The 15,695-nt window shown below is 62.7% G+C and carries 20 protein-coding genes; 3 read left to right on the top strand and 17 right to left on the bottom strand.

All coding sequences use genetic code 11. From position 1 onward, the window contains the following. Positions 1-132: 132 nt before the first annotated feature. A complete protein-coding gene (locus VT03_RS14965) occupies positions 133-2,175 on the top strand; it encodes an ATP-binding protein (protein WP_075093717.1) in 2,043 nt (680 codons plus the stop codon). A gap of 1,286 nt (positions 2,176-3,461) precedes the next feature. On the opposite strand, the gene VT03_RS14955 is transcribed toward VT03_RS14965, so the two are convergent. Further along, complete coding sequence (locus VT03_RS14955; RefSeq protein ID WP_075093715.1) at positions 3,462-4,292, bottom strand: DUF6585 family protein; 831 nt, start codon at positions 4,290-4,292, stop codon at positions 3,462-3,464. A gap of 203 nt (positions 4,293-4,495) precedes the next feature. Between VT03_RS14955 and VT03_RS14950 the strand changes: the two genes are divergently transcribed. Next, positions 4,496-4,729, top strand: a complete 234-nt coding sequence (locus VT03_RS14950; protein WP_075093714.1) for a hypothetical protein — start codon at positions 4,496-4,498, stop codon at positions 4,727-4,729. 85 nt (positions 4,730-4,814) lie between these two features. Here the strand turns inward: VT03_RS14950 and VT03_RS14945 are convergent, their stop codons facing one another. The 13 genes from VT03_RS14945 to VT03_RS14880 form a co-directional block, all read right to left on the bottom strand. Then, positions 4,815-5,075, bottom strand: coding sequence for a hypothetical protein (locus VT03_RS14945; RefSeq protein ID WP_075093713.1), 261 nt, complete (start codon positions 5,073-5,075; stop codon positions 4,815-4,817). A 699-nt stretch (positions 5,076-5,774) separates the two neighbouring features. After that, a complete protein-coding gene (locus VT03_RS14935) occupies positions 5,775-6,017 on the bottom strand; it encodes a hypothetical protein (RefSeq protein ID WP_075093711.1) in 243 nt (80 codons plus the stop codon). Between the two features lie 150 nt (positions 6,018-6,167). Next, entirely contained in the window at positions 6,168-6,407 is a 240-nt protein-coding gene (locus tag VT03_RS14930; protein ID WP_075093710.1) for a hypothetical protein, read from the bottom strand. Between the two features lie 107 nt (positions 6,408-6,514). Continuing rightward, on the bottom strand, positions 6,515-6,775 hold the full coding sequence (locus VT03_RS14925) for a hypothetical protein (protein ID WP_075093709.1): 261 nt from the start codon (positions 6,773-6,775) through the stop codon (positions 6,515-6,517). Between the two features lie 267 nt (positions 6,776-7,042). Further along, positions 7,043-7,237 carry a hypothetical protein gene (locus VT03_RS14920; RefSeq protein WP_156514513.1) on the bottom strand — a complete coding sequence of 65 codons (195 nt, stop codon included), beginning with the start codon at positions 7,235-7,237 and terminating at the stop codon, positions 7,043-7,045. 294 nt (positions 7,238-7,531) lie between these two features. Continuing rightward, positions 7,532-8,326 (bottom strand): hypothetical protein, encoded by a 795-nt coding sequence (locus VT03_RS14915; protein ID WP_156514512.1) that lies wholly within the window; start codon positions 8,324-8,326, stop codon positions 7,532-7,534. A gap of 363 nt (positions 8,327-8,689) precedes the next feature. Then, entirely contained in the window at positions 8,690-9,238 is a 549-nt protein-coding gene (locus tag VT03_RS14910) for an SOS response-associated peptidase (protein WP_255378618.1), read from the bottom strand. 452 nt (positions 9,239-9,690) lie between these two features. Next, a complete protein-coding gene (locus VT03_RS14905) occupies positions 9,691-9,870 on the bottom strand; it encodes a hypothetical protein (RefSeq protein ID WP_075093705.1) in 180 nt (59 codons plus the stop codon). Positions 9,871-9,991: 121 nt separating this feature from the next. Continuing rightward, the gene (locus tag VT03_RS14900) at positions 9,992-10,240 is read right to left on the bottom strand and encodes a hypothetical protein (RefSeq protein WP_075093704.1); all 249 of its coding nucleotides are present in this window, start codon (positions 10,238-10,240) and stop codon (positions 9,992-9,994) included. Between the two features lie 90 nt (positions 10,241-10,330). Continuing rightward, positions 10,331-10,567 carry a hypothetical protein gene (locus VT03_RS14895; protein ID WP_075093703.1) on the bottom strand — a complete coding sequence of 79 codons (237 nt, stop codon included), beginning with the start codon at positions 10,565-10,567 and terminating at the stop codon, positions 10,331-10,333. Beyond that, a complete protein-coding gene (locus tag VT03_RS14890; protein ID WP_075097133.1) occupies positions 10,567-11,532 on the bottom strand; it encodes a hypothetical protein in 966 nt (321 codons plus the stop codon). The genes VT03_RS14895 and VT03_RS14890 overlap by 1 nt, the downstream gene beginning before the upstream one ends. Before the next feature lie 133 nt (positions 11,533-11,665). Then, positions 11,666-12,211, bottom strand: a complete 546-nt coding sequence (locus VT03_RS14885) for a hypothetical protein (RefSeq protein WP_156514511.1) — start codon at positions 12,209-12,211, stop codon at positions 11,666-11,668. A gap of 140 nt (positions 12,212-12,351) precedes the next feature. After that, on the bottom strand, positions 12,352-13,131 hold the full coding sequence (locus tag VT03_RS14880) for a hypothetical protein (protein WP_156514510.1): 780 nt from the start codon (positions 13,129-13,131) through the stop codon (positions 12,352-12,354). A gap of 253 nt (positions 13,132-13,384) precedes the next feature. Here VT03_RS14880 and VT03_RS14875 point away from each other — a divergent pair, with 253 nt between their 5' ends. Next, entirely contained in the window at positions 13,385-13,606 is a 222-nt protein-coding gene (locus VT03_RS14875; protein WP_075093700.1) for a helix-turn-helix domain-containing protein, read from the top strand. Positions 13,607-13,615: 9 nt separating this feature from the next. Here the strand turns inward: VT03_RS14875 and VT03_RS14870 are convergent, their stop codons facing one another. From VT03_RS14870 to VT03_RS14860, 3 genes are all read right to left on the bottom strand, one after another. After that, entirely contained in the window at positions 13,616-13,921 is a 306-nt protein-coding gene (locus VT03_RS14870) for a hypothetical protein (RefSeq protein WP_075093699.1), read from the bottom strand. 21 nt (positions 13,922-13,942) lie between these two features. Next, on the bottom strand, positions 13,943-15,406 hold the full coding sequence (locus VT03_RS14865; RefSeq protein WP_075093698.1) for an AAA family ATPase: 1,464 nt from the start codon (positions 15,404-15,406) through the stop codon (positions 13,943-13,945). Positions 15,407-15,501: 95 nt separating this feature from the next. Beyond that, entirely contained in the window at positions 15,502-15,693 is a 192-nt protein-coding gene (locus tag VT03_RS14860) for a DUF2997 domain-containing protein (protein WP_075093697.1), read from the bottom strand. Positions 15,694-15,695: the final 2 nt, after the last annotated feature.

Raw genomic sequence — 15,695 nt, 5'->3', positions numbered from 1 at the left:
GCGGGACGGGACCGCGACTCGTTGGCATCGAGCAGTGTGGCGAGACTTGAGATGGAGTCATAGACTGGTGCCGAACGCACTGGCACTCTTCCCCCTCAGTGCAATGAGGGAATAGTGCTGACACCAAATCGAATGCCCTTGGAGTCGGTCCTCGTCACAGAGGAACTGGAACGGCGGCCGTCACGGGGGCCGGACTTCCAATTGCAATGCAGCGCGCTCGAAGAGCTTGCCCGAGAACTTGCGGCATCCCCCTCCACGATTCTTCGTCGACTGGTAGAAGTCGCGCTGAACGTGTTTGGAGCCGGCTCTGCCGGTCTCAGCCTTCTCTCATCTGATTCTGACCAGGAGATGTTTCACTGGCCCGCAATCGCTGGAGCTTGGGCCCCCAAAACCGGTGGAGGGCTCCCCTTCGACGCCAGTCCGTGCGGAGTCGTGATCTCCCATCGCTCCGCGCAACTGTTCCGATATCCCGAGCGGCATTACCACTATTCCGTTGCCGTAGATCCACCCATTTGCGAAGCGCTCCTGGAGCCATTTTTCATCGACGGAAAGCCCGTCGGCACCATCTGGCTGATCGCGCATGACGAGGACCGGCGGTTCGATCGCGAGGATGCGAGGTTGCTCGCTTCCTTGGGACGGTTCGCCGGGTCCGCTTTCCAGATCCTCCGCTCGATCGACGCCCTGGAGCCCAGCAACCAGCGGTTGGCGGCGATTGTCGAAGGCTCAGACGACGCAATCGTCAGTAAGGACCTCAACGGCATCATAGAGAGCTGGAACGCCGGGGCGGAGCAGCTCTTCGGCTACCCCGCCTCGGAGGCTGTCGGGCGGTCGATCACCATGCTGATCCCACCGGACCGGCTGGCTGAGGAAAATGACATCCTCACGCGGGTCCGGCGGGGAGATCGCATCCGGCACTTCGAAACGGTCCGCCGGCGAAAAGATGGCTCGCTCGTTGAGATCTCCCTGACAGTCTCTCCTATCAGGAACGCGCGAGGAGAGATCGTCGGAGCCTCCAAGATTGCGCGAGACGTCTCTGAACAAAAGCGGATTGAACGAGAGCTACTCGCCGCGGACCGGCAGAAAAATGAATTCCTCGCGACTCTGGCTCATGAGCTTCGCAATCCGCTCGCTCCGATTCAGACATCGCTCTACATCCTGCGTCTGCGTCCGCCAGCCGACCCGTCTGCGGTGGAGCTCCAGGAGATGATGGAGCGCCAGGTGCACCACATGGTCCGCCTGGTCGACGACCTGCTGGAGATTGCGCGGATAACGACGGGGAAGATCGATCTGCGGCTGCAGCCGGTCGACATCGGAACGATCGTCGCCAGCGCCGTCGAGACCAGCCGGCCGCTGATCGACGCCGCGGCGCACGAACTGGTAGTGTCCGTGCCGCGGCATCCGGTGACCGTCGAAGGGGATCCGGTCCGCCTCTCGCAGGTGGTCTCCAACCTCCTGAACAACGCGGCCAAGTTCACGAACCCGGGAGGCCGCATCGCGTTGACGGTCTCCGGAGAAGGGAGCGAGGTCTCGATCACCGTCCGCGACAACGGGATCGGCATTCCGCCCGAGTCACTGCCGGACGTCCTCAAAATGTTCTCGCAGGTCAGCCGCCAGCGGGACGCGTCCCAAGGGGGACTCGGCATCGGCCTCGCTCTCGTCGACCGGCTTGTCGCGCTTCACAAGGGGACCGTCGAGGCTCTCAGTGACGGCGAGGGACGCGGGAGCACGTTTGTCGTGCGGCTCCCCCGATCCGAGGCGCCGTCGTCCCCGGCCGAAGGATCGCAGGCTCCAGGTCCCGCCGGCGCGGCCCGTCAGCAGAAAGTCTTGATCGTCGACGACAACCGCGACGCGGCCGCCAGCCTCTGCACGCTGCTGCAGTTGCTGGGGAGTGATGCCCACGCCGTCTACAGTGGAGAGGAGGCGCTGGGGATGGTGGAAGCCTTCGGCCCCCGGGTGATTCTCCTCGATCTCGGGATGCCGGGCATGAGCGGGTTCGAAGTCGCGCAGCGGGTCCGTCAGCTGCCGGCCCTTGCGAACGTCCGCCTCATCGCACTTACCGGCTGGGGGCAGGAGGGCGACCGTCGCCGCACACGGGAGTCCGGCTTCGACCACCATCTGGTCAAACCGGTCAGTTTGGACCTATTGCGAATGATCATGGAATCAGCACCGGCGTAAGCGGCCCTCCCTCGACGGTGAGGGCAAGCGCTGTTGGGAGGATGCTTTGGCCGCTTAAATGCCGCGCCATCCTGCTGGAGGTCGCAATCGGCCTTCCTGGCCTGCGTCATTCCAGTCTGCCGTGCCGGATGGGGAGCGTATAGCGTTCCACACGGGCAGCGGGACGAGTTGCCGTGACTAGCCTCTTTCTGCCGGAACGAGGTGCCTCTTCGGCAACGGCATCATCGGAGACCGGAGGCGGTAGCTTCCCAGATGGCTCCCGTTCGACAAGTCGAGGCACTCGACGAACACCCTCAGTGAGCAGGTGCCAAACACGTAGACATGATCTCCGTGAATGGCCAGCTCCAGATCGTTCCTCAAAGCCACGAATTGGTCACGGGAGGGGACGACGCACTCGTGTCGCCAGATCTCATCTGCCGTTGCCTTCTCGAACGCCAGACAGAGCGGTGGCGAATCGCCACTGGCGTCGTAGAGTGCACACACGATGATCCCGCCATCTGATTCGACAGCTGCGACATTCGGTCGCTGAAAGGATGTTTGGACCTCGCGCCGATTCCGTCCAGTCGATACGACAAGACGGCCGGCGGCCTCGAATGACACGGACCATTCATCCCGCTTCACTTCAGTCGGAATGATCCCTTGGTGCACTCGGATCCGCGTTGGTTCCGGGGCTGGGAGGCCTGGACCTTGTGGGCGGAAGTTCCCACTCAGAATCGCATCATCTACTCGATACGGTAGCGGCAGATCGAGAACGTCCTCCATCAGTTTACGCAGCGTCTCGCAGGCATGCGGGTCCCCACGATGCAAAGCGATCTCCTCGGCCGCCCGGAGACGCAACGAAAGGCTGGCCGAGCTGACGATGATGTCGGCTAGTTGAGAGTCGTCCATGCTGCCGAACACCGTTGTCACCAATCGACTCTGTGAACGGGCGGGTTCTGGGGCCATCAAGAGCTCTTCGACTCTTTCGAGAGTTGGATCGGCTCCGAACAGACCTGACCCCCTCAGAGCGATGGATGCGAAGGCGACCAAAAGCGAAGACCGAGGATTCACCGCCATGTTACCCACCTCGTGAAGCATCCAGGGATGTTGCCGGGCCCTGCCGACGCTTGGTGTTGTCGGCCCACTCTCAGCAGTCTGCTCCCAACAAGCGGCAAACGCAACATGACTTGCTGACTGTGCCGAACATCATCCCGCTAGGAGACAGAGGCGCGATGAGGCGCGAAGTGACCGGCGGGGCCTGCGAAATCACCCACTCCGCCGTCCCCCTGATGCGGGCCCACGACTCGCTAAGCCTTCTCCTCCTTCAACAGATGCTTCGGCGCCGTCCGAACCAGCAGTTCGTAAACAAGCTGGTTGTTGGGCATCTCAAGCAAGTCCATCGAACACCAGTTCAGTAGGGAGCCGCTCTTCCGCACGGTCAACAGGCTCGCCCCCGGCTTGACGAGCAGCACCATGGCCGTTACCTCTGACCAGTTAATCTGCTTGTCCTTGTTGCTCAGCCCCTCCCGCCGAATCCCCAGGTTCCGGAAACGCAGCGTCTCACCCGCGGCGAGGGCCTCCAGCGCCGCCGGCAGCTTCTCCGCCGTCACCCGGGCGATGATCGTCTGGATCAGCGTCCCCCACTCCTCGACCGACTGGGTCAGCTCGAACTTCCGCCCGTCCTGCGCGTCTAGCCGGAACCCCTTGCCGGTCGCTGGCGGCGCGAGCAGGGCATCGACGTCGGCCCAGCGAAGGATCTCCGTGGTCTCGGAGGTCTCGACGACGATTGCCTCGGGGTAGAGGAAATAGGTCGGCCGGTCGATCACCTTCGGCGGCTTCCGGAGCGTCCGCCAGCCAAAGGCCGCCGAGCCGATCGCCAGGGCCAGGCAGACTGCCCCGCCGATCGGCATTGCCACCGCCGGCCCTCCGGCGCCCCAGGCTCCGCTCCAGTATTGCTGGAACAGGACTCCGGCCACCAGGATGAAGAGGCCTGTCAGCACCCACGGCACGACCCGCTCCGGGTCTGAGAATTGGTCAAGAGTCCGCCGCCATTGGGACGGCATGTGAACGCTGGTTGGTTCCCCCAGGTCCTCGATCTCTTCAGCCCGCTCCTCGTCCACCTGCTGCCCATTCACCATCGGACTCACCCCAGCGCAAAGAATGTGACGCAATCGTGATGAAAGCCCCCGGCAATGTGGCCGTCGTCCGCACGTTAAGCGGCTGTATGACGAACCGCCACTCAGCCCACAGCCCCTCCCCCCGCTGATGAGTGGTTGATACCGGCCGCTCCTCAGTGGAAACAGTCTGCTCTGCTTCGGCCATAGACCAGGGAGGTTTTCCAATGGCGGATGACCGTTCGACCACCACGACTCGAAGTGCCCCATTCTGGGCATTCGGGGCATTCGTCGTCTTCATGAGTCTGACCGGCTGGCAGCACCGACGGGTCATGCAGAGCCTCGAAAAGGACCTCCAGCTCGCGGAAGAAGCGCGGACAGACATCCTTGCACTCCGAAACCAACTCGGCCGAGTGGAGCACGAGGTCGAGCAGCTGAAAACCGCTGAGGCTCAGCGGTAACCTGTTGAGTAGATGGGGGGGTGATACTGAGGAATCCCTCCGGGGCCAAAAATGGCCTTGAGGCAAGAACTGGCAACCGGTCCGCTCACGACTTGCCCTGCTCTGGGTCGTACCAGCGATCCGTGTCGTTCCATCTCGATCCAAACACGCCACGCAGGGCAAGACGCCCCGCTCGACTCACAACGACGAAGCCACTGTCGAATTCCAGATAGGCGCTCTCAATCATCGCGAAGAAGGCTGCACGCTCATCCCCAGCCAGGAGAAGAAAGTCCGACAGCTCGCGAGGAGTGAGGGCGACGCCTTGCAGAAGGTTTCGCTCGGCTTCTTTCAGCGACTCCCGCCACATCCTTCGCCTCTCTCTTCTTGTCCGTCCTGTCATTGAAAGCCCCCGCAGTTTGATTGCCCCCGCGGTAAATAGCGGACGCTGCGAAGCGGGTTCTGACACCGGGTTTTCCCCAGCCCGTCGATATGACGCTGCCGAGACCGACGCCCCTGGTCACCACCCGATTGCTTTGACGTCCACCTGAATGAGACCGTTCGCTGGCCACATGTCGCCAGGGCAGCTTCGCACGACCGCCCTCACCACCTGCTCCCCCGCATCCGTTGCGACGTACATCCGACTGTGGAGAACCACGAGTCCGGCCTCCATGAGTCCCCACACACGCGCCTCATCCGAGGGGGACACGCGCCCCTCCCACAGCTTCCGGCCGTCGGCAGCCTCACGAAGTACAACGTAGGTCGCAACAGGCATTGAAAGCATGCCATTCCTGAGCACCGGCTTCACATTGGTCGGACCCTCCGATCCCCATCCTGCGGAATTCGACATCGCGCTACTCAACACCAGACCGTCATCGCCGGCCGAACCGTCCGACCTGAAGCGACCCCGGTTCACCGTCGGCCACTTAGCAGCACAAGCCGGTCCCGATGCGTCGCAAGTCCGACGACCCGAGGGACGCTGCCGACTGGTGATCCGGAGGAGGTGGCGAGAATTGCTTTGAGGCAAGAAATCGGGCCCGATCGGGCGTGCTGACGGCGACCGTGCGCCTCACTCCGGTCTCCTGTTCGGCGGGAAGCCATTGAGCAGCCTGCACCGCTGGTCTTCTAGAAACGCCTCGTTGCTCGCGATGCGCGTTTCAATTCGGACCTGCACCGTCTCAAGGCGCTCCCTCACTACGACTGCTCGATCAGCAGCCGCGTCCATGCGCTGGAGGGCCTTTGCGAACTTGTCCACCACGATGACAGCCCATAGTGATAAGCGCAAGGGGAAAGAATGTTCGTCAGTGTCCATCGAGGCCCTCCTTCCGGAGTTTTGCGTCGATGGCCCTGCACGATATGCGTCAGGCGTTCAAGGAGTCGTTTGCAAATGTCGCAGATTGTGAGCCCGTTCGGTCATTGATATCGTTTGATGACCGAAGTGTGACAGAGCGTTACCGTCCTCTCAGGGTTCGAGCCAGACGCGAACACCGTCTGCGAAAGGCGTCAACTTCGCCTGGACCAACCGCACGCCGAGCGGTGTCACCGAGAGGCGGTCCGCATCTTTTACCGCCAGACCCTCGCGAGTGAGAACTTCGATCACATCCGCCCCCAGCTCTTCGAGCGCGAAGATAACCCGCATGGGGGCGAAAGCCAGCCGAGTCAGCCCACTCCATTCGTCGTCGAAAAGCGTGATCTTTCGCATGACCCCGCACCTTGGTGGAGTGGTTCATGGATCATCGCCCATTTGGGCGACACTGCCTCTATCTTCGAAACGGAATCTTCGTGTCTGTTTTGGCAACGATTTCCGCGTTAACGCTGCAGCGCTTCGACCTCGAAGGCCGTCAGGATCACCACCTCGACAAAGTCCCGATCTGTCACCCTCCCGGCAATACGCTCTCCCAGAGAAGTCAGCTCCGCGACTTCGCCGCTACGCCGGATCAGTCCTTTCGCATCGAGAAAATCGGAGCGAACGCTATCGCCTGAGAACTGCCCCACCGCTCCGACTCCGCCGCGCCCGTGAAGCCACCGCAGAAACTGCACCTCATCCCTGAGCAGAATCAACTCTTCCACCACGGTCTCCGGGGTCCTGACCTGAGTTTACGTCAAATGGCCCGGCGCGGAGTGGATGATAGAGGTCGCCTCCGGCGACCGGCGACATCCCTTCCACCCGCTTCACCTGATATTTGTGATTCAGGGATTCCCCGGATGCAGCGAAATCGCACAGAGTTGCCGCCGGCATTGGTAAGCTCGCTAACCGATATGCTGGTTCCGGAGTTCTTCGCACGCCAGCCGCTGCAAGCTGCGTCACTCCGGCCTATGGCGGCAGCTCTGCAGACGTCAGGCCACGTCTGGCTCGAACCAGACCCGCACTCCAACCGGCGACGGCGGAGGATCGGCTTTCAGGCCGATCAGCCCGCGGCGAGTCGCCGAGAGCAGATCGCCGTCCTGCTCGATCAGCCCTTTGACGCACAGGTGACGAACCACCTCCGCTCCGAAGTGCTCTTCGGCGTACGTCCGTCGACGCGGAACCATCGCCAACTGAGTCAGAGCGCCCCACTCATCATCCAACAACGTGAGTTTCAACATCTGCCCGCACCCCCGCTTCGGCACCAACGGAAGTCCACGACACCGCAATAGCCCTTGTTCCAAGTACTTCGGCTCTTTCAAGCTGGTTGCGGGAATCTTCGCTTCAGTCTGCGGAACGATGTAATCAATTCGCATGCTTAGAGCACGGCGTCCCCTCAACGGGCCGGGCTCTCCGCTCCGACTCCGCGCAAGGCCTGCGGGGTTGCATGGCTAAATTGCCTTGAGGCGATTTCCAGCGGCCTATCGTTCCGCAGCGGTTTTCAAGACCTTCGCCGGGACCCCGGCGATAAACGTCGCGGGCATCCGGTAAACACCAATGAGTCCCCCGTCCGCCAGCGAAATGCACTCGATGAACATGGACTGTGAACAGACACCGAACAGGTAAACCCGGTCCCCTCGGATCACGAGCTCCAGATCCTGGCGCAGACCGCGAGGCATGAGGGGCTTTGCTGGGGCCAGACTCTCACGACGCCAGATCTCCTCTCCTGTTTGCATGGAGAACGCGATGCTGAGAGGCGAAGAGGCGCTGTAGGGTTCGTACAGCGAGCACACAATCACCCTCTCGTCAGCTGCCGCCGCAAGCGTTGGTCGCCGAAACGGCAGGTGGACCTCATGGCGACGCCCTCCCACCTTCACGACGAGAGAGCTCGGTTCCTGAAACGCCGCCGACCACCGGCCATCGCCGCCCTCGATTGAAGTTGCCCCGCCTCTCATCAGCGGTCGAATCTCCCCGTCAATGAAGAAGAGGCCCCCTACGGAATGGTGAACACCATTTCGAATGGCATCCTCGGCACGCGGCGGAGTCGCTATGCCTTGCGCCTCGCCGATGAGTTCCAGGAAGGTTTCACCGGGATGTCGGTCACCCCGGTTGAGCGCCAGTTCCTCGGCGGCACGTAGCCGTAGTGTCATGCTTGGCGAGTCTAAGACCAGGTCAGCAAGGTCGGACTCCCTCATGCCACCGAAGACCGCCTTCACCAAGCGGATGTGTGGACTCGTGGCGTCCGGCGCCATCAACAACTCTTCCACGCGCTTCATGGTCCGATCGTCGCCGGCTATCCCTGACACTAGCCCTACACACAGTGCCAGGATCGTTATCACCGATCGCGAAGCCGCTGCCATTTCGAGTACCTCGCGCTCCTCACACCACTGACCAGCCGCTTCCCTGTCCGACACCGACACCCACCACGCCCGAGAGTCTGCTTGAGGAACGACGGCGAAGCAACGCGAGTTCAATAGTCCATCAACGAAATCTCCCACCCCGCCTGCGCCACCGACGGCCGAGGTTCTCCGAAAGGAGGCCGGTTCCGTCAGCCTGTGCCTGAGGTTGCATCGCTCGCTAACAGATACGCACCTCAAGAACTTTGTCGCGCGCCGGCCGACATGTCGCGGATAGGTTGATCATGCTGCTGTCTTCCTCGGTTTCTTTTCCTTTGGAGGCGGCGGCAACTCCGATCCGGGTGGCCCCTTTTCGATGCACCCAGGCCCTTGGTGCTGCTTGTCGCACTTGTTCACGAACCCAGTGGTCACGTAGTAGTCGAGCCACGAATCTGGGCAGGGCCTCAACAGCTGGTCCGCCGCCTCGTTCTCCGGATCCAGCCAGGCGTCGATGTCCTTCCGATCGAGAATGCAGAGCATCCGGTCGTGTGGGATCGACTTCAGAACGTCATTGGGCTCTGTCGTGTTCATTGTGAACGTCGGCAGAGAAGCTTCCGCGCCATCCGGTGTCCTGTGCTTCCAGTCCCACCAGAGTCCAGCGATCAGCATCGGCTCCCCGTCCCGTCGGAAGATGTACCGGGCCGGCGTGCCCCGGCCCCAGGTTGGCTTCGGCCATTCGTAGACGCCCGGGACGGGAATGATCAAAGGGTTGCCGCGATTCCAGGCCGTCTTGCAGGAGCGCTTCTCCTTCATGGTCTCGGATCGGACGTTGTGCGTCTCTCCAGATGGGATTCAGGTCTACATCGTAAAGATCTCGAGCTAAGCGAAGCCGCCTGTACCAGGTGAGCAAGAGGCTGCAGTCCGTCGGCCGCAGTTCGCCATCCAATACCTAAGAGAACAGAACTCGCCCCCATCCGCAGATGGGGGCGAATCTGTTCGCGAAGCCCGTCGAGCAGGGGTTGCGGTCGGCCTTTCGTGGGGCCAATCGAGACGGCCATTCGAATCGACAAGAACGTCAATTCAGGAACCCATTTCGCTGAAGCGTCGGCAGACGTTCCGCCGCTCTACGAGCGGAGCGGCCGACGCGGAGGCGCAAGACTACGTAGTAGTCGTAAATAGGCTATGTCGACATAACCTTGTGGGGCTTTTTCGACGACATAAGCTAGAGGGAACGGATTTCGAAGCCGGCTTTCCTCACCGGGCCCTTACCCAAACACTTTGCGTACGAGGTTCACCCGTTGAAATCAGGAGCGACGGTCACGTCCGGACCGCAGCCGGATCCCTCCTGAATGAAGCGCCATCGCGACGCCGATGATCGCTGTGATAAGGAAGACAGCCCACGAGCCGGTTACCGCGCCGACCACCGCCGCGGCGATCAGGACTCCGTTGACATGGGCGTTGTTCAGTTTCTGACGAGCACTCAAACGAATCTCCTTCTGAGGATGTGCGGAAGAGCCGCCCGATCTCGAACGGCTCGGCGAGCGAATGAAGCTACAATGTCAGCGGCGGATTCGGAGCGACGATCAGCCACCCGAAGCCCCGCAATCAGGAAACGACCGAAACATTCCGCTCCAAATCGAGCGCATCCCAGTCGACGATGAGGTCCTCGGGATCCCGCTCGATCGGGAACGACCGTAGCCGCACAAAGCCGTGCTGGCTTATCGTTTCCCGGCTGTCGCCCGTGGCGCGTGAGATCTCCCGGTCGAGGTCCTGCTGCTCGCCGGGCAGGATCTCCTCCAGGATTTCGGCGATCGACTGCACGGCGCAATCTTCGAAGGTCTGACGTAGGGACATGTGGACTCCGTAGAGGGCAAAAGAAAAACGCCGCCCAAAGGGAGCGGCGTGTGATGATTCGAGGACGTGTGGATCCGACTTCGGGCTGGCTCACCCGCCGGAAAGACGATGCACTTCCAGCCAGGCGATCTCCGCCGCGATAGCCTCGGAACGGCGATCAAAAGGCCCCAACTCGGGCCCTCCAATCAACTGTGCGGTCCAGCGACCTTCGTGATCCGGTTCAACGCGGCTGGCCCGTTCGATGGACGGACGCCCCAGCGGTCTGAGGTCGAGCACCTCGTCATAGAGTGCGATGATGCTGCCGTCGTAATGGATAAGCACCTCCATCACGTTGCCTCCGGCCGCGTGGGCCTGATGATGGAGCGGCGGGGCCGATCGACCATCAGGCCATCGAGCGAGGCCTGGACGTTCGAGAGCTGCGACGCCATGCGGCCGCGAAGCGGCGCATCATCGCGGAGCTGTTGCGGCTGAACCTGGTTCATCAGGTTCCGAGCCCGTTCGACAACAGTGTCGAGCTCGTCGCTGGAGTGAATGTTCAGCCGACGGAATCGATCGAAGAACTCGGTCAGGTTCTCGACGGCCGAGTCCCGGAAGACCTTCGGCTTGCCATCGTCCGATCCGGAGAGCCGCTCCGCGAGGTGCTCGACGAGCCTGGACAGCTCATCAAGGAAGGCCTGCTCGGCCAGCTGGACCGCTTCATCGAAGCGGGCCTGGACTCTTTGGCTTTCCTGCTCGTAGAGGGCCGGGTTCAGCTGCTGGAGGTAGTTCGGTGGCTCGACCGCCGGAAAGTCCCAGCTCACGGCAAACTCGTCCCGCAACGAGACGGGATAGTCCGAGGCATTGAACAGGCGACCAAGGCGGTTCCGAGCGGCACTTCGCAGCTCGGAGTACACCTGATCGAGTTCGCCGACGGCGTCGTTTAGCTCGACGCGGTACTCCCCGAGGACCTCGTCGAACCGCCCGATCTCCTTCTGCGGAATGAGCCGGACTCCCGGCTCCGGGTATGGCAGGGTCTGGGACCTCCAGAACTGCAGGATCTTGCCTCGAACACCGGTCACCGCCCGAAACTGCGGATGCTGGGTGTCGAGCAGTTTCTTGCTGGCGGAGACGTATTTCGCCTCCGCATCGAACTGATCGGCCGCCTGGGCCTTCTGCTCCTGACTGAGCGTCTTGCGGACTCCCATCCAGGTGAAGCTGACGCGGGTGGCGGCCATTGTCGTGCGGAGCCGCTGTGAGGCTCGGGAAGTGGAGGACGAGGCCGTTTGCGGCTCATCCGTTGAGACAGGGGGCATGAAGGCTCCTTTGAGGAACTGGTAGCACAAACAAAAAGGGCGGCCGCGATTCCGAGGATCACGACCGCCCTACAGGACTGAAGGTCAGAGCCAGGGATCGGAGACAAGCCGATCCGCTGGCAGTGATGGACTGCTAGCGAACCTCGCGAAGGCTCGCCCAAAGGGATCGCTGGATCGTTCGACGTGTTTCGACGTCATCTGGCGGTCCCCAGACGCTCAGCTGAACGAAAGCCTTCTCAGACTCCTGGTAGGCCAGGATGAAGATCGTTCGGACGCCCTTGTGAACCGTCTCAACTGTCTGCTGAAACGGCGGTCGTCCAGGACGCATCGAGATCGTCGAATCCAGAACGGTCCCGTGGTCGAACGACTTGGAGAATGTCTCGAAACGGGCAACTCCGAACTCGGCGGCACTGCTGCGGCCCGGCGATGGTCGCGGCTCCGAGTCGATCCCCACACCAAACTTGCCGGCGTGGTCCGACATCGTGACGCCATAAGACCTGGGCTGGCCCGGCGAGGCCTTGACCCAAGCGCCCGGAACGTCGACTTCGAACTGGCCGTCGGGTGTCCGGAGGCACTGCTTTCCGTCGGCACGCCGTTCAACGACGACCGTCGGGGCGGCGGCCGGCTTCACTGGGGTTTGGGACGGCTTGTTCCAGACGTAGGTCCGAAGGAACCACAAGCTGACCGCCAGTCCGAGGCTATTGCGCCAAAAGTCGCTCCCGGTGCGAGATTCTCGCTTGGGCTGTTGCTGGTCAATAACGCCTCCATTGAATGGTGATGGATGTGGGCCACGGAGTTCGACAAGTCACAGTCCCCTGGTCAGGGGCTCCTCCCTCCGATCGCGGCCTCGTCGCCCCGGTAGTGGACCGATTTCAGGATCTCCGCCAGCTGGGCTTCGTTCTGCTCGAAGACCGAAGGGGGGGCCCAAGCCCGCAACTGGATGAAGAGAGAAGGCCGGACGACGTAGGCGAGCAGGAACCGCGTGCGTTCCCCGTCCTTGATGGCGTCGACGTACTCCTGGAGCTGGGGTTCTTCGGGGCGTGAGGACATCGTCGCCTCCAGCAACTCCACCTTGTCGAAGTCCCGAGAGAATCGACTGGAGACGAGGGCCCCGTACTGCTCCACATTGTTCGCCTCCAGGTTGCGGCGGTCTTCGACAAAGACCGCCACTCCCATTTGCTGCGTCGGATCGATGGCTCCGAAGGCCGGAGGAGCGAGCAGGTCCCGGGGATAGTCCGTCCACTCCGCGGGGACCTTCATCGCGATGGCGCCGTTGGGAGACGAGATGACTCGCAGTTTTCCTGACGGCGGGCCGAGTTGGCCCTGTCGGGACGCGGAGGCCGCGGCGCGGAAAGCGGGGATGGAAACGGAGAGCGCCGTCAGTCCAACGACCACTGCCCAAACGCCTTGATTGACCTGCGTCAGCTTCTTGTAGCGGGGAAGCCGCTGGCCGGTGGAACGCAGCCACAAGGCCTTCCCGATCGCAAACAGCCCCAGTCCGAACCCCGTCAGGACCAAGAGACCAGCGAAGAGGACGATGACGTCGAACTCCTGCCCGGTCAGAAGCCGGGAGGCGTCGTTCAGGAATGACAGTGCCATTCCCAGGCCGGGGAGCAGAATGGCAATCTGACCCCACGGCCATCCGGCCACGGGCAATGGAGGCGGCGGCGAGCCGTCTGAGCTGAGTGATGTCGTCATACAAAGGCCTCGATTCGAGGAGGAAGGTGAAGAAAGAAACACAGGCGCATCGAATGGGCCCCTGCCGCCAGATCGCCCCGCCCCCAACCAGCCCTCCACGGAATGATACTCATAGTCCGTGGAGCGATGCGCATAGTCAACATCGAATGCCGGGATGGCACGGCGAGCGGACATCCTGGAGCGGTTTGGCCAGCGGGTCCGCGCGCTCCGGAAGGAGCAGGGCTACAGCCAGGAGGCGTTCGCCGCCGCCTGTGAGCTCGACCGGACGTACATCGGTGGCATCGAGCGAGGAGAGCGGAACGTGGCCCTGCGGAACATCGAAGCGATCGCCCAGACGCTGGGGATCAGCCTGGCGGAGCTGATGACCGGACTCTGAAGCGCCCTGTCAGTCAAGGAAAACCAAGATAGTTGCCACTTGGCCGCCCGCAGCGGTCGCGATCGCTTCCGCCTGGGAGAGCTGGCGGAATAGCCGCGTGGAGACGGCCTGGGTCGCGGTGGAGTCGCAACACAGGAACCGCACGCGAGCGGCGCTGAGCCTGTGGCGAAGATCCGCGACCTCGGCCGACGCCAGCTCCGGTCGAAGCCGCTTCGGAAGGTACGGCCGATACGCCTCGGCGCCATGCGGGCTCATCTCTTCGTCAAAGAACATCAGGGCCGCCCGGAGGACAGCCCAATCACGTGATGTGAGCAAGGCGAACTCCTGGGTGGCGGGTCAGTTCTGGGAGGGCGTGATCTTCCGCCGCGGTGGTCTCATACCAACGGCAGCGGTGTAGATTCCCGGCTGATCCGCCGAGAGACACCGCCCGCTGGCCCAGTTCCGGAGCCGATCGACCGACTCGGCGGCGGTTACGGCGACCGGGACGACGTTCTGGGCGGCCTGAACGAGCGGGAGATCGAGCAGCGCCGCCAATCGGCAGCAGGCCCGGATCTCCGCTCCCGTCCATTGCTCGTCCGCCGGCCGCTTCTGGTCGGCATCGAGGCCGAACTGCTCGACGTAGAGCCGCCAGATCGCTTCCCGCTCGCCCTGGCCGGGCAGGTTCAGGAAGAAGATCCCATCAAACCGCTCCGCCCGGGAGAACTCCGGCGGCAGCCGGGAGATGTCGTTGCAGGTGGCGACGAGATAGACGTCCGACGTGTGGTCGTTCATCCAGGTCAGGAGAGAGCCGAAGAGCCGGGAGGAGACTCCCGAGTCCCCGGTCCCGGACACACCGCTGAGGGCCTTCTCGACCTCGTCAATAAACAGGACACAGGGCGCCATCGCATCGGCAATGCGGAGCGCCTGCCGGATGTTCTGCTCGGTCTGCCCGACGAGGGAGCCCATCAGGGCTCCGATATCAAGACAGAGCGTGGGACGTCCGGTTTCCCGACCAAGGGCCTTGGCGAAGGCACTCTTGCCCGTCCCGGGGACTCCCAGCAGGAGAACCCCCTTGGGCTTCGTTTGTCCGCGAGGATGGAGCAACGACCGCCGGCAGAAGGCCTTGAGTGCCGCCAGGCCCCCCAGGCTGTCGAAGGACTCGTCGCCCCGATACAGCGACAGCAGGCCGCTCTTCCGGAGCGTCTGGGTCTTCAGCTCCCAGACGGCATCCGGAGTGATCCGGCCGTGCCGGACGAGGGAGAGGCTGAAAGCCCCCTCCGCTTCGTAACGGGTCAGGCCCGAGGCGGCATCGAGGAGGGTGTCCAACTCGGCGCCACTCGGAAGGTCTCCCTCTTCGGTCCCGATCCCGTGGGCGATCTCCTGCAGCTGACCCCTTCCCGGCAGCTCATGCTCCAGGACGAGGAAGAGCTTCTCCAGCTCCACCGGGATGTTGACCACCGGCGCCAGGACGACGAGGAACGTCCGGTTCTGCTTCCCGGCCAGGATCTGCCGGGAAAGCGTCTGGACAATCTCTGCCGACTGCAGGAACCGGTGGAAGTTCTGGAGGACCAGGAGCGTCGTTCCCTCGGGTTGGGCGAGCGAACCGAGAGACCGGATGGCCGAGAGAGGGTCCGCGGCCGAACCCGCAGTGGCTCCGGGAGCGACAAGCCCCTGGTCAATGTCCCAGGTCGCGAGCTGCCAGCCTTCCTGGCGGCAGAGGTGCTGGATCTCCAGCAAGGCATCGTGATGTTCATGGGATTCGATCCACAGCCCGGTGAAGCAGGCGCGGACCGACTCCCGCATGCGCTCGGTGAGCGTCATGAGAGGTCTCCTGTTGTGATGGGAAGGAGCGTCCGAAGCGGGGCTGGGACGCTTGGAAGAAGAGAAGCTTGGCGAGAGGCCCGCGGTGCGAACCGTTACGCCTTCGCCTCAGTCCGATGCGAATCGGCCTGCGTCGTATAGAACTCCGAAGTCAGACGCTCATCGATCGAGCCGCCGAGGGCTCGCTCCAGGAACTCACTCGCCTGACGGCAGGAGCTCCCTTCGAAGCCCTTCGTCTCGACTTGGGTCTGGCCATTCGGGGTGACAGTGATCTCGATGGTCTTCATGA

The sequence above is a fragment of the Planctomyces sp. SH-PL14 genome (genome assembly GCF_001610835.1).
GTDB lineage: Bacteria > Planctomycetota > Planctomycetia > Planctomycetales > Planctomycetaceae > Planctomyces_A.
This window is presented reverse-complemented; position numbering and strand designations above follow the sequence as displayed.

Bases quoted from the DNA above. Each gene is read 5' to 3' on its own strand.
- VT03_RS14965 (WP_075093717.1), top strand. From the start codon at position 133: ATGCCCTTGGAGTCGGTCCTCGTCACAGAGGAACTGGAACGGCGGCCG.
- VT03_RS14955 (WP_075093715.1), bottom strand. From the start codon at position 4,292: ATGGTGAATGGGCAGCAGGTGGACGAGGAGCGGGCTGAAGAGATCGAG.
- VT03_RS14950 (WP_075093714.1), top strand. From the start codon at position 4,496: ATGGCGGATGACCGTTCGACCACCACGACTCGAAGTGCCCCATTCTGG.
- VT03_RS14945 (WP_075093713.1), bottom strand. From the start codon at position 5,075: ATGTGGCGGGAGTCGCTGAAAGAAGCCGAGCGAAACCTTCTGCAAGGC.
- VT03_RS14935 (WP_075093711.1), bottom strand. From the start codon at position 6,017: ATGGACACTGACGAACATTCTTTCCCCTTGCGCTTATCACTATGGGCT.
- VT03_RS14930 (WP_075093710.1), bottom strand. From the start codon at position 6,407: ATGCGAAAGATCACGCTTTTCGACGACGAATGGAGTGGGCTGACTCGG.
- VT03_RS14920 (WP_156514513.1), bottom strand. From the start codon at position 7,237: ATGGTTCCGCGTCGACGGACGTACGCCGAAGAGCACTTCGGAGCGGAG.
- VT03_RS14915 (WP_156514512.1), bottom strand. From the start codon at position 8,326: ATGAAGCGCGTGGAAGAGTTGTTGATGGCGCCGGACGCCACGAGTCCA.
- VT03_RS14900 (WP_075093704.1), bottom strand. From the start codon at position 10,240: ATGTCCCTACGTCAGACCTTCGAAGATTGCGCCGTGCAGTCGATCGCC.
- VT03_RS14895 (WP_075093703.1), bottom strand. From the start codon at position 10,567: ATGGAGGTGCTTATCCATTACGACGGCAGCATCATCGCACTCTATGAC.
- VT03_RS14890 (WP_075097133.1), bottom strand. From the start codon at position 11,532: ATGCCCCCTGTCTCAACGGATGAGCCGCAAACGGCCTCGTCCTCCACT.
- VT03_RS14880 (WP_156514510.1), bottom strand. From the start codon at position 13,131: ATGGCACTGTCATTCCTGAACGACGCCTCCCGGCTTCTGACCGGGCAG.
- VT03_RS14875 (WP_075093700.1), top strand. From the start codon at position 13,385: ATGGCACGGCGAGCGGACATCCTGGAGCGGTTTGGCCAGCGGGTCCGC.
- VT03_RS14865 (WP_075093698.1), bottom strand. From the start codon at position 15,406: ATGACGCTCACCGAGCGCATGCGGGAGTCGGTCCGCGCCTGCTTCACC.
- VT03_RS14860 (WP_075093697.1), bottom strand. From the start codon at position 15,693: ATGAAGACCATCGAGATCACTGTCACCCCGAATGGCCAGACCCAAGTC.